General features: G+C 45.6%; 14 protein-coding genes and 1 other RNA gene. 8 read left to right on the top strand and 7 right to left on the bottom strand.

What is annotated here, in order from left to right; genetic code table 11:
* Positions 1 to 116 precede the first annotated feature (116 nt).
* The 3 genes from AC3WU2_RS25995 to AC3WU2_RS25985 all read right to left on the bottom strand — a co-directional run bounded on the left by AC3WU2_RS25995 (position 117) and on the right by AC3WU2_RS25985 (position 2,885).
* Positions 117 to 1,280 carry a putative glycoside hydrolase gene (locus AC3WU2_RS25995; RefSeq protein WP_492457859.1) on the bottom strand — a complete coding sequence of 388 codons (1,164 nt, stop codon included), beginning with the start codon at positions 1,278 to 1,280 and terminating at the stop codon, positions 117 to 119.
* A 430-nt stretch (positions 1,281 to 1,710) separates the two neighbouring features.
* Positions 1,711 to 1,899 carry a hypothetical protein gene (locus AC3WU2_RS25990; protein ID WP_018755813.1) on the bottom strand — a complete coding sequence of 63 codons (189 nt, stop codon included), beginning with the start codon at positions 1,897 to 1,899 and terminating at the stop codon, positions 1,711 to 1,713.
* Between the two features lie 161 nt (positions 1,900 to 2,060).
* Positions 2,061 to 2,885, bottom strand: coding sequence for a YitT family protein (locus AC3WU2_RS25985; RefSeq protein ID WP_314588759.1), 825 nt, complete (start codon positions 2,883 to 2,885; stop codon positions 2,061 to 2,063).
* 260 nt (positions 2,886 to 3,145) lie between these two features.
* On the opposite strand from AC3WU2_RS25985, the gene cshA reads away from it, so the two are divergent.
* Positions 3,146 to 4,804, top strand: coding sequence for a degradosome RNA helicase CshA (gene cshA, locus AC3WU2_RS25980; RefSeq protein WP_492457858.1), 1,659 nt, complete (start codon positions 3,146 to 3,148; stop codon positions 4,802 to 4,804).
* Between the two features lie 66 nt (positions 4,805 to 4,870).
* Here cshA and AC3WU2_RS25975 read toward each other — a convergent pair whose 3' ends face one another.
* A complete protein-coding gene (locus AC3WU2_RS25975) occupies positions 4,871 to 4,969 on the bottom strand; it encodes a YjcZ family sporulation protein (protein ID WP_492457857.1) in 99 nt (32 codons plus the stop codon).
* A gap of 183 nt (positions 4,970 to 5,152) precedes the next feature.
* Here AC3WU2_RS25975 and AC3WU2_RS25970 point away from each other — a divergent pair, with 183 nt between their 5' ends.
* From AC3WU2_RS25970 to AC3WU2_RS25960, 3 genes are all read left to right on the top strand, one after another.
* A complete protein-coding gene (locus AC3WU2_RS25970; protein ID WP_492457856.1) occupies positions 5,153 to 5,929 on the top strand; it encodes a YesL family protein in 777 nt (258 codons plus the stop codon).
* Between the two features lie 35 nt (positions 5,930 to 5,964).
* A non-coding RNA gene (gene ssrS / locus AC3WU2_RS25965) (6S RNA) lies at positions 5,965 to 6,145 on the top strand.
* Between the two features lie 22 nt (positions 6,146 to 6,167).
* On the top strand, positions 6,168 to 6,560 hold the full coding sequence (locus AC3WU2_RS25960; RefSeq protein WP_018755808.1) for a DUF1499 domain-containing protein: 393 nt from the start codon (positions 6,168 to 6,170) through the stop codon (positions 6,558 to 6,560).
* Positions 6,561 to 6,652: 92 nt separating this feature from the next.
* On the opposite strand, the gene tpx is transcribed toward AC3WU2_RS25960, so the two are convergent.
* Positions 6,653 to 7,165, bottom strand: a complete 513-nt coding sequence (gene tpx, locus AC3WU2_RS25955) for a thiol peroxidase (RefSeq protein ID WP_492457855.1) — start codon at positions 7,163 to 7,165, stop codon at positions 6,653 to 6,655.
* A 104-nt stretch (positions 7,166 to 7,269) separates the two neighbouring features.
* On the opposite strand from tpx, the gene AC3WU2_RS25950 reads away from it, so the two are divergent.
* Positions 7,270 to 7,869, top strand: coding sequence for a rhomboid family intramembrane serine protease (locus AC3WU2_RS25950; protein ID WP_492457854.1), 600 nt, complete (start codon positions 7,270 to 7,272; stop codon positions 7,867 to 7,869).
* Positions 7,870 to 7,951: 82 nt separating this feature from the next.
* Positions 7,952 to 8,863, top strand: coding sequence for a glutamate biosynthesis transcriptional regulator GltC (gltC, locus tag AC3WU2_RS25945; RefSeq protein ID WP_492457853.1), 912 nt, complete (start codon positions 7,952 to 7,954; stop codon positions 8,861 to 8,863).
* 31 nt (positions 8,864 to 8,894) lie between these two features.
* Here the strand turns inward: gltC and AC3WU2_RS25940 are convergent, their stop codons facing one another.
* Both AC3WU2_RS25940 and AC3WU2_RS25935 read right to left on the bottom strand, forming a co-directional pair.
* Positions 8,895 to 9,578 carry a zinc metallopeptidase gene (locus tag AC3WU2_RS25940; RefSeq protein ID WP_018755804.1) on the bottom strand — a complete coding sequence of 228 codons (684 nt, stop codon included), beginning with the start codon at positions 9,576 to 9,578 and terminating at the stop codon, positions 8,895 to 8,897.
* Between the two features lie 22 nt (positions 9,579 to 9,600).
* A complete protein-coding gene (locus AC3WU2_RS25935) occupies positions 9,601 to 10,026 on the bottom strand; it encodes a MerR family transcriptional regulator (protein ID WP_379350930.1) in 426 nt (141 codons plus the stop codon).
* A gap of 274 nt (positions 10,027 to 10,300) precedes the next feature.
* Between AC3WU2_RS25935 and AC3WU2_RS25930 the strand changes: the two genes are divergently transcribed.
* Both AC3WU2_RS25930 and AC3WU2_RS25925 read left to right on the top strand, forming a co-directional pair.
* Entirely contained in the window at positions 10,301 to 11,395 is a 1,095-nt protein-coding gene (locus tag AC3WU2_RS25930; protein ID WP_492457852.1) for a DUF294 nucleotidyltransferase-like domain-containing protein, read from the top strand.
* Positions 11,392 to 12,135 (top strand): exonuclease domain-containing protein, encoded by a 744-nt coding sequence (locus AC3WU2_RS25925; protein ID WP_492457851.1) that lies wholly within the window; start codon positions 11,392 to 11,394, stop codon positions 12,133 to 12,135. Before AC3WU2_RS25930 ends, AC3WU2_RS25925 begins: the two co-directional genes overlap by 4 nt.
* The last annotated feature ends 76 nt before the right edge of the window (positions 12,136 to 12,211 follow it).

The following is a 12,211-nucleotide window of genomic DNA, read 5'->3' as shown; positions in this document are numbered from 1 at the left end:
GCTGCCTCCGGTAGAGTACCGGAAGCAGCTTACAGCCTAGGGCTTTATTCAGTGTCTATAAAATGGGGTCTTGACCAGTGGTATACAGGGCTCTTCTTATTGGCGTTAAATCCAACCTAGTACTTCACATCTTCCGTATACCGATTGCCAGCGTTCCACAATAGGTACTCATCGATGCCGGTATCCTTCAAGGCGCGGATTTGCTCTTCGACTTCATGTTTGCCATATTTCGTGTAATGCCCTTTTCCGAGCCAGCTTGCAGTGAAGTCTTGAATCCATGGTCTGATGATAGGCTTCTTCTCGGCGAGTGGAGAAAGTTTTTTGTGTGTATCCTCCATGGAGCCTTTAATCGTGCGATAAGGTTCGATATCCGGATTCTTCGCGCCGTACCAACCGGTTGAGTAGTGGCTTGGATATACCATGGGGCAGATCACATCGACATGTTCGGATATTTTCACGAAATCCTGTCCAATGCCCTCTGCGGCAGGGACGGACGCTGCATAACCGAAAATATCTACGGATACGCGCACACCAAGAGGCGCGAGCTGCTGCTTCGCATAATCGACGAAATCGGCAACAATTTGTACGCGCGACTTGTCATTCGTTGTGAATTTGAGCGATTTGGCCTTGTTCTCGAATCCTTCAGGGAACCGAACATAGTCGAATTGGATTTCACGGAAACCTAGCTTCACAGCTTCCTTGGCTAGTTCGATATTATAGTCCCATACTTCTTTCGTGTAGGGATTCACGAAGCTGTCCTTCTTGCCATTCGCCCACACGGATCCATCGGATTTGACGAAAGAGAGTTCCGGATGCTTCTTCGCAAGTACAGTGTCCTTGAAGACGACGATTCGAGCGATCGGATAGATCTGATGTTTCTGTAGTGTCTCCATGAATTGGTGAATATCTTTAATAAAGGGCTTAGGTGATCCAAGCTGCGCTAACTTCGCATTGTCCGTTTTATAGGTGATATAACCGGAGTCATCTTTAATATCAACGACCATCGCATTAAGCTCAGTCGAATCTATTAATTGCAACAAGGATTTCAGACGTTCGCCGCCGGCACTGTATGCGGTTGCATAGATGCCCTTCACTTTAGGAGCGTGCTGCTGTGGATCAAGCGCAGCGAATGGATTCGAGATCTGACCGCTCGGATTCGCTTCGGCGCTAATGGCTTGCAGGGCAGCTCTCATTAACTGCGTTGAGCTAGTGTCTTGGTGCGCTGGTGTCTGGCTTAAGGAGCTCAGAGCCATGAGTAATAAAGACCATAAGATGTTCATGAAAGGGTACACTCTCCTCTTGCGACGCTATTAGAGGTTGTTCAAAAAGTCATCTTTTGATCACGAAGTGTTGCAAGTAGCAGACCCGACATCGAATCTTGCGTTCATCCTCGAAGAGCTTATGTTTTCGAAGTATGTTTCCTTCAGAAACATTTCAGGTACTCATTTAGGTTTGACCTAAACTCCGTTCCTCCTGAAAGTTTTTCGAAGAAAAACTAGCTACGGAAGCAATATCCAAGGATTCTCGCAACCTGAGCATACGCTTCCGATGTCAGTTTTCTACGAAAACTCTTAGGTGCTGAAAAGCCGACTTTTTGAACTCGCACTATTACTAGATTATAGCGAAAAAGAGAGATTCGATATAGAGCATTATGGAGGATTTTGCAGAAAAAACTCCCCTGCAGAAGTGAGGCATCTACAGGGGAGCTGCTTAATGAATGTAACCATTTTTTTGATTATCACAGATGCTGTAATGAATAATCTCCATTGCATCCCCAGGACCTAAGATGTTGATACCGTCCCGTAGTACGATGTTGCGATCCAGTTCCGTTTGGCGAAGGAACGGAATAAGATCAGGGTACCATTTTAACACAATCTCGGACAGTTTTACCGTTTCCATTTCCACAGCGATCACCCTTTCATCGAAATCATGATTACGAGTTCGGAAAAGCTGTACATCGTGAAACAAAGGGTAAAAACCTGAAAACTATGCCAAATGATTTATTTCCAATTTAAATCCATTTGATTATAACACATCTTCCCCATAAAAAGTAGCGACACTTACGGTTTTCGTCTGCGGAATGCGCCCATTACACCGACGGTCTCAACGATGTTCACAAAAGCCTTCTTATCAACAGATTTAATGATATTCTGCAGTTCGGCTAACTCATAACGTGTCGTTACTGTCATCAGCATATCCTTCTCCACTTCCGAATAGGCACCACGCGTCTTGATGATGGTGACACCACGCGGCAAGCCAAGCAACTTCTCCAGCATAAGCTCCGTCTCATTCGTAATAATGAAGGCAGTAACTTTAATATGGCTAATATGGATCACATCCATTACTTTTCCCGTGATAAATACGGAGAGCATGGAATATAAGGCCAAATCCCAGTTGTCCTTCATGTATCCAAGGGCGATAATGATGAAGCCATTTAAGCCGACGATCATCATCCCCAGCTGAATATCGCGGTATCTGGAAATAATGGAAGCAACGATATCGAATCCACCAGAAGAGCCGCCCATTCGAAGGGAGATACCCGCACCAAAACCAATGAGGCATCCGCCGAATACGGCGCCGAGGATAGGGGTGTCGTTGAACTGATACACTGGCAACAATTGCATGAACCAAGTTACCGCAACAACGGACACCATACTATTGAAGATAAATCTTTTCCCGAGGATGAACCATCCTGCAACGAGGATCGGGGCGTTGAAGATCAGATACAACAATCCGATATTCCAGTGAGTGAAATAACCGGTGATCATCGCGAGTCCGTTCAAGCCGGAACTCAAAATTTGATGAGGGATAATGAACAAATTAGACCCTACGGCTATAAAAAACGCTCCAATGATCATGGAAGCGATTTCCCATACTTTTTTCAATGAAATTCACCTCATATGTAGTATTTAGCAAGTTAGTCGCTGGTATTCTCCATCTAATTTGTGATATAATATATTAGATGTTCTTGAGTAGGGATTATTTTCCAACTGCGACGATGTTTGCAGTTGGATTTGTGCATTATATATGCATATGAATTGAAATACAGGGGATCGCATACAAAATGTTTTTCGCTACTTAAGGATACAGTTTAGGATGGGGAATGTCCATCACCCCCCAAGATAAAGAAGGAGTATGAACTATATTGATGAACTTTACAGATTTTGGCTTGGACGCGAAGCTGCTCCAGGCAATTACGGAACTTGGATTTGAAGAATCCACTCCGATCCAATCGAAATCCATTCCATTTGCAATGGAAGGGAAAGACTTGATTGGACAGGCACAGACAGGTACAGGGAAGACAGCAGCATTTGGTATTCCGCTTATCAACAAAATTCCAGTTACCGAAGAACGTATCGTTGCACTAATCATGACACCCACACGCGAATTAGCGATTCAAGTATCTGAAGAAATTGCAAAGCTTGCACGTTTCAAAGGTACTCGCTCCCTACCGATTTACGGTGGACAAGATATCGTTCGCCAAATCCGCGCATTGAAGAAGAAACCTCAAATCATTATCGGTACACCAGGTCGTTTGCTTGACCATATCAATCGTAAGACCATTAAACTGGATGATGTACAGACTGTCATCTTGGATGAAGCAGATGAAATGCTCGACATGGGCTTCATGGAAGACATTCAATCGATCTTGAAGCTCGTTCCTGATGAGCGTCAGACGATGTTGTTCTCGGCAACAATGCCTCCGAACATCCAGAAGCTTGCACAACAATTCTTGCAGAACCCAGAACATGTATCGGTTATTCCTAAGCAAGTAAGTGCTCCACTTATCGATCAAGCTTACATTGAAGTGCATGAGCGTCAGAAGTTCGAAGCGCTTAGCCGTTTGCTTGATATGGAATCTCCAGAGCTTGCAATTGTATTCGGACGTACGAAACGTCGTGTTGACGAATTGTCCGAAGCGTTGCAGAAACGTGGTTATTCTGCTGACGGATTGCATGGTGACTTGTCTCAGAACCAACGTGATACCGTTATGCGTAAATTCCGTGACGGCAGCATTGATGTACTCGTGGCAACAGACGTTGCGGCACGTGGACTTGATGTGAGTGGCGTGACTCACGTAGTGAACTTTGACCTTCCACAAGATCCTGAGAGCTATGTACACCGGATCGGTCGTACAGGCCGTGCAGGTAAAGAAGGTACAGCATGGTCCTTCGTAACACCTCGTGAGATCGATCACTTGCACTTCATTGAGAAAGTGACAAGACATCGTATTCCGAAGAAGCCATTGCCAAGTCTTGCAGAAGCTATTGAAGGTAAACAACGTCTAACAGCTGAGCGTATTCTTGAGATCGTTCAGAATGAAGAATACAACGAGTTCAAGGCAATCTCAATTCAATTGCTCGAACAATATGATTCCGTACAATTGCTATCGGCGGCTATGAAGTTGCTCACAGGCGAGAAGAAAGATGGTGTGATCGAATTGACACCGGAAGAGCCGATTCGTGCAAAACGCCGTAAACCGGACATCCGTTCTAGCGGACGTCGGCCATCTGGCAGCTACGGATCCAACCGTCAAGGCGGCGGCGGGAACCGCGAAGGTTCTTCTTACCGTCGTGAGGGCAGTCGCGAAGGCAGTCGTGATGGCAACCGCTCTGGCGGATACTCCAAAGGCGGATATGGCAGCCGTGAAGGCGGTTATTCCCGTGGTGGAGACAGCAGTGGGTACCGTGGTAACAGCGATCGCAAACCTCGCACAAGTGGCGAAGGAGATCGCAGACCACGTACGAATACCGGTGAAGGCCGTAAACCAGCGAAACGTCCTGAGAGTATGAGCGACGTATAGAATGGAAGAAGACGAAGCGTAAGGCTTCGTCTTTTTTTTGTGCATCAAGGTTGAGGATTAACGTAGTTAGATGAAAGCGCCGCTAACAATAACGAGCAGAATGAAAAGAACTAAAATTCCACTAGTAGATGTGAATCCGAAACCGCCGCATCCGAAGTCGCCCATACTGTAACCTCCTTCTATAAAATGAAAGTGGTTGGGGATTACAGTGTATCCTATGGTGGTTAGGTGCTAGCCGTTTAGACTACTACCCAGTCCAACTAAAATAGGCGGTAGCAAATAGTAGGTCATTTGTATTATAGTAATATAATATACAAGCATTGATGATTTGCTGAGGAGGTAATTTGTTTGGAATTTAAAGGCGTTATGGGAGGATTATATCGAGTCTCGGAATGGATTATGCGCTTGTCGGCTATTAATCTGCTCTGGATCTTATGTTCGTCCCCATTCTTGTTCTTCGCGTTTACGAAGTTGTTAGTGGTCCAACAAAACCTAGTAAATGAGTCGATTACAATGAACTGGGCAATGGGGATTGTAGCTCCGTTCACATTATTCCCTGCAACCGCAGCGATGTTCACGGTCGCTCGTAAATGGGTCATGGGTGAGACGGATGTCAAGCTATTCTCGACGTACTTCAAAGGGTATAAGCAGAACTATGTACAAGCAATGATCGGCGGTATTTTCTACACGTTGCTCGCTGTCATTATGTATGTGGATTTACAAGTGTATATGACCCAACTGAAGGGCTTCCAATTCGTTGGTATTGTGATGGTGGTATTGCTGATCGTATTGCTGATCTCGATGTTCAACTTCTTCTCGATGATCGTGCACTATCATATGAAAACGCTACAACTGATTAAGAATGCGGTTCTCCTGACAGTCATCCGACCGATCCGATCCATTACAACTGTACTTGGAGCAGGTATTCTCGGTTACTTCAGCTTGAGATATCCGTTCTTGATTATCTTCTTTACCGGTAGTATCATTGCTACGTTCGCATTCTATAACTTCCATTTGATTTATTTGAAGATGCAGCTGCAATTAGAGAAGGATGCACTGGAGAAAGCTGAGAAGGAAGAAGCTGAGGCTGAGGCAGTGCTAAGCGAGGACAAGCCGACCACTTAGTTTACTTTTGGACTGCAAGGTACTATAATAGGTGTTACATCCTGCGGTGTTCGTTCGATTTCACGTTGTTTTGAACCAATAACGGTTTCTAGGGAGTTCAAATCGAGTTGCGGCTGACACGCCCTTCACTGGGACTTCAAAGGTAACTCTGCGGGCACCCACCTGCGAGAGTAGGTTCAGAAGCATTTGAAATCGGACGGCATTTGCGGGTTTGTGTACATACAAGGGAGGAAGTTCGTTGTCACTCAAAAGAGCTCTAATCGGCATCTTGCGCAGTTATGAAGCAACTGGCGATCGTGCCAAAGACCCTAAATTAAAATCACATTACTATAGTTTATCTAAAGATCGTGCATGGGAAGAGGTTGTATCCACACTTAAGAAAATTCCAGGGTACAAGCTGCTTCATGAAGTGCATTCTGTTGGTGAAATTACGCTGGAGAAAAGAACGGTTACAGGCAGAACGATGGATATTACGGTATCTGTAATATCTGTGGGACCAACCAAATCGGCAGTCGATATTTTCTCTGCATCGCGCGGCGGTATGGGAGATCTGGGATCCAATTATCGTGTGATTATGGAATTGTTCGCAATTCTAGATAAGAAGCTATCATCATATAAAACATCGAGCTAAACGTTTCAGGCGCTGCCTGAATCTTATATAGGAACAGCAAAAAAGCGAGGAAGGGGAACCTTCGCTCGCTTTTTACGTACTACGTATTACGATTACAGAAGCGCTTGGACAGCTGCAATCGCATTTTCATAGTTCGGATGCTCAGTCATTTCGGGGAGCACTTCTACGTATGTAATCGTATCGTTCGCATCAACCACGAATACAGCACGCATATCTAGACGGAATTCTTTGATCAATACACCATAGCTTTCTGCAAAGCTATTGGATTTGTAGTCAGACAACGTGATTACTTTATCGATGCCTGCTGCGCCACACCAACGAGCTTGTGCAAATGGTAGGTCAGCACTTACAGTAAGAATAACGACATTATCGCCAAGCTTGCTAGCTGCTTCGTTGAAACGACGTGTCTGTGCATCGCATACACCTGTATCAAGGGAAGGAACAACACTGATCAGCTTGATTTTGCCTGCATAGTCTTGAAGCGTTACTTCTTCAAGCAAGTTCTTGTTCAATGTGAAGTTAGGAGCTTTGTCGCCTGCTTTAAGTTCTGGACCGATTAATGTGATCGGGTTTCCTTTGAATGCTACTGTACGTTCTTGTGCCATGGATATTGCCTCCTTTAGATATCTTGCTTCCAGAATTATTATAGTTGTTTTGAGTCGATAATGTCTAATTGTTTTACAATAAATTTAGGGAATGGTGATGGATTATGATATTTATTCGTTATGAGAATTTCAAGAGTTATCTTCGCTTCTATCCAGTGACGTCGGTTCTACTGCTTGCCAATATCGTGGTGTTCATTCTGATGACGCTAGATGGAGGGTCAACGAATACGTTCACACTGCTGAAGTATGGGGCGATGTTGAATGATTCGCAATATGCAACAGAATATTGGCGATATTTCACAGCGATGTTCGTTCATATCGGGTTCGATCATTTATTGTTTAATTCTTTTGCGCTGTTCGTATTCGCTCCACCGCTCGAACGCTTGCTTGGATCGTGGCAGTATGCCTTGTTCTACCTCTTCAGCGGCCTGCTAGGGAATGTGTTTAGTGATTTGATGGCTAGTGGTCCAACCTTGTCGGCGGGCGCCTCAGGCGCAATTTACGGCATTTACGGAGCGTATCTATTCATTGTTCTGTTGCAACGATCATTATTGGATCCTCCTTCAAGACAGACGATCTATATGCTGCTCGGCATGGGGTTGGTCTATTCCGTTATGGTAGCGAGTGTGAATTTATGGGCGCATCTCGGCGGGCTTGTCGCTGGGTTTATCCTCTACGGATTGATTCGTAAGCTTAGACTGTGAAGACGATTACATTTTTTCATTGAAAGCACAAGGGCGGCATGGTACAGTAGCTGTATTGACGCCAAGAACGGAGTGTACATCAGTGGAATTAAGGCAGTTGTATTATTTTGTGAAAGTAGCAAAGAAAGAACATGTGACGCAAGCGGCGGAAGAACTGCATGTGGCACAATCGGCTGTCAGCCGCCAGATTCACCAGTTAGAGGAAGAGCTTGGCGTAAAGTTGTTTATACAGAAGGGACGTAATCTTCAGCTAACCCCTGTCGGTCAACTCCTGTATAAGCGTATTGAGGCGGTCTTGCGCGCGCTAGAGCGAACCGTACAGGAAGTCCATGAATTTCATGACCCGAATTGCGGGGAGGTCCGGCTAGGATTTCCACACAGCTTGGGTATTCATCTAATACCGGAAGTGGTCTCCGAATTTCGGAAGATTCATCCGAATGTGAAATTTCGTCTCAAGCAGGGGAATTATGCATCGCTGATCAAAGATGTCAGTTCAGGAGACACGGACCTGGCGTTCATATCCCCTTTTCCCGATGAGTCGGAGCATGTAACGGGTCAGATTGTATTGATGGAGGAGCTGTCAGCCATCGTACCGCCGAATCATCCGCTTGCCGGAGAAGAATCAATCGTATTGGAACAGTTGAAGGATGAAATGTTCGTCTTATTTAGCCAAGGTTATTCCTTGCGGCCCATCGTATGGGATGCATGCGAGCAGGCTGGATTCTCACCGAAGATTAGCTTCGAAGGAGAAGAGACAGATACAATACGCGGACTTGTCGCTGCAGGGATGGGCGTTAGCTTACTTCCTGATATGGCCTTATTCCAGACACAAAAGCTGGAGCCTTCAAGGGTTCGTATCCGGGAGCCGAAGGTCGTTCGACCGATTGGTCTCATCCGTCGAATCGATGATAAATTATCACCCGTTGCTGCTGTATTCTACGCCTTTTTGTTACAGTTCTTCGAAAATAGAGAAAACTCCCATTCCGTACATTAGCACGGATGGGAGTTTTTTTGGTTTCTTCGTATTAATCGCGATTGTTCACGAAAATTAAGATGTAACGTAAAAGCTCGAGAAGCGATAGGAGCGCAGCGGCGACGTAAGTGAGTGCTGCGGCGTTCAATACTTTGGCAACGCCTCGTTCTTCATCATTCGTAATAAAGCCTTCAGAGACCATAATGTCACGTGCCCGATTACTTGCATTGAACTCTACAGGCAGCGTAACGACTTGGAAAGCTACCGCAGCGGAGAAGAAGATAATACCGATACCGACTAGGTTCATGAAGTCGAAGATGAATCCTGCGAGCAACAAGAACGGTGCGACGCCAGAGGCGAAATTCACGAATGGGAACATCCGATGGCGAAGGACAAGCATGGAATACGATTGCTGATGTTGGATCGCATGACCGACTTCGTGACAAGCAACCGATACGGCTGAGATGGAATTCTCATAATAGACCGGTTCGGATAATCTTACCACTCGTGCAATCGGATCGTAATGGTCTGTCAATGCGCCGCGAACGGGTTCGATGGGAACATCATGGAGCCCATTGGCATCCAGCATTCGTCTAGCTGCTTCATATCCTGTAAGTCCGCTTTGAACTGGAACTTCAGACCACTTGTTGAATGTTCCTTTGACTCGAAATTGTGCCCATATCGTTAGAATAAAGGCTAGCAAGATTGGGATGTACATAAATGTTGATAATGTCATTGGTATAGCCCTCCTATTGTAATTACATAATTGAGTTTTTGCTGAGCAATAGCAGTAACGCTTCGATGACTGCGGCGCTTTGCGGAGTTAAGTTTTTGAATAAATTTTTTGCTTGTCGCGGCTTGAGCTGTTCGATGACTGGACTTAGCTCCTTCACCTCACGTTCTAATTGCGCCATATGCATCTGAAGTGCGGTCAATCGCTGTGATACTTCTTCTTCTCGCGTTACCTTGCTCCATTCCGTCAAGCTGTGTTTAATCTCATCGAGCGTGTATTTCTCTTGCTTCATCTGATTAATACGTTGTAAACGGATTAAGGTTTCATCGCTATAGAGACGATAATTGCTGCTGGAACGTTGCTCGGGTTCAATCAAGCCAAGCTTTGTATAGTAGTCGATCGTACGCAGGCTTACATTTGCTTCTCTTGCTAGTTCGCTGATGCGATACATTTTGATTGTGTCCAATGTTAGGCACCTCGCTTCTTAAGATTGCTATCTATGTATCATACTAAACATCAAAGTATACAGTCAAACGTTATGGTTTGTCGTGTGGGTCTCTGGAACTCGAGTGATGTAAATTGACATCATCAGGGTATATTCTTATCGAATACACATATTTTAACAAAAGGATGCTTGTGCGCCCTAGACTTGTTCGTTATAATTCAGCTAGAGCTGAATGGTTATGTTATGAAATGTGACACGGGATATACATGGGGGTAGGCGGATGGAGCAAATTGGAGTCGCAGTGGAAGCATTAGGGGCAGCGACATCGGTTCACGCGTTACGTCTGTTACGTGATCAGTATCAGACATTGTGGAGCCAAGCTGTGGATTCGACCCAGGTGCTCGAGTGGAATGTCCAGCTGAATCGATGGCATGATGCATTGATTGCAGAAACGATTCGTCTATGTGAGCAAATGCTTGTCAGGGAGGGCTTGGGGCATCCGCCTGTTCGATATGCATTTGTCTTGTTCGGAAGCGGTGGTCGAAGTGAACAAGCACAATGGAGCGACCAGGATCATGGATTGATCATGGAGGATACGACGGATAGCTCCGTACTCGAATATTTCGAGCACTTCTCGGAAGTGATCGTTGAACAATTGATGGTGCTTGGATTCCCGAGGTGCAAGGGGCAGGTGCTCGTAAGCAATAGTGTTTGGCGGAAGTCGATGAAGCAGTGGGAAGAACAATTGATGTTATGGCTTGAAGACTTATCTTGGGAGCATGTACGCTATTTGCTGATTGCATCCGACATGCGTCCTGTATTTGGTGACGAGGACCTTGCGGCAGAATGGCGTGCCTTATATACGAACCTGCTAAAGCGTACGCCTGGTATTGCGGAAGCGATGCTGCGCAACACGTTGTACTATAAAGCGTCGATTAATTCTTTTGGCCAGATTATTCGGGAAAGGTTCGGAGAGTTCGCCGGGGGGGTGAACTTGAAGTATGGGGCCTATATTCCGCTAGTGAATGGAATTCGTTATCTAGCCATTACTACAGGGTTAAGAGTGGATCAAGATGCATTCTATGCACTTCAGCAACCATCCACGTGGGAACGCTTCATGTATTTGAAGCAGAATGGGTCCCAGGATACAGAGCTTCTTAGCTCATGTGAGATAGCTTTCTGCTCGGTATTAGCAAGGCGGGCAACGATTCCATTTGTCATCGAAGAGGGCGAATACGTGAGCCATGGATATGTGACTGAATCGGACTTAACACGAGACGTCGTAAGAGCATTGAAGAAGGAGTTGCAAGCTGTACATGGCTTACAACGCTATTTGAATCGACAAATACGTGTGCAGATGAGGAATGAACGATGAAGGATCGAGGATCAACGGAAGGAAGTTGGTGGAGCGCACTGAAGAGGGGTGAGATTTCATCTGCTTTTTCTTCCATTATCGGCGTTCCAAATGCCAAAGCGGAGCAAATTGCGTTTATGCGTAACACGTTGAAGGAGCAGCGGAAACCCAATGTGCTGCACGTTCCTTTGGAAGAATTATCTGTGGTCGTGTTCGATCTGGAGACGACGGGGTTCCTACCCAATCATGGGGATGAAATTATCTCGATTGGGGCAGTCCGAGTCAAGGGAGAAGAGATCAATACGGGGGAACAGTTCTATTCGCTCGTCCAAGTGAATCAGACGGTCCCGCCCGAAATTGAACAGTTGACGGGAATTACGAATGCGATGCTGGCGAATGGTCTGCCGCTTCCGATGGCACTTCAACGGTTTATGCAATTTGTCGGTTCAGATGTCTTGATAGCCCATGCCAGCGGTCATGATAAAGCGTTCTTAGTCTCTGCATTCTGGAAAACATGGCGGGCGCGCTGGTCTCATCGACTCGTAGACACGATGCTCGTTGCGAAGTGGCTGGAGAAGGAGTCCCGTAACTATACACTGGATGAATTGCTGGTAATGAATCAGATTGAGGTGACGACGCGTCATCATGCATTAGAAGATGCCCGAATGACCGCAGCATTATGGTCGCAGTATGTGCGAAGAATGCGTGAACGGCAAGTCACGACGTTATCGGAATTATATGCGTATTTAAGTTCATCTTAGATGGATATCATTTGATTGAACACCTCCTTTTGGGGGTGTTTTTTTGTATGCATGAGAATACCCAATATGTAGAGAA

Source organism: Paenibacillus sp. EB106-05-06-XG162 (assembly GCF_058791655.1).
This window is presented reverse-complemented; position numbering and strand designations above follow the sequence as displayed.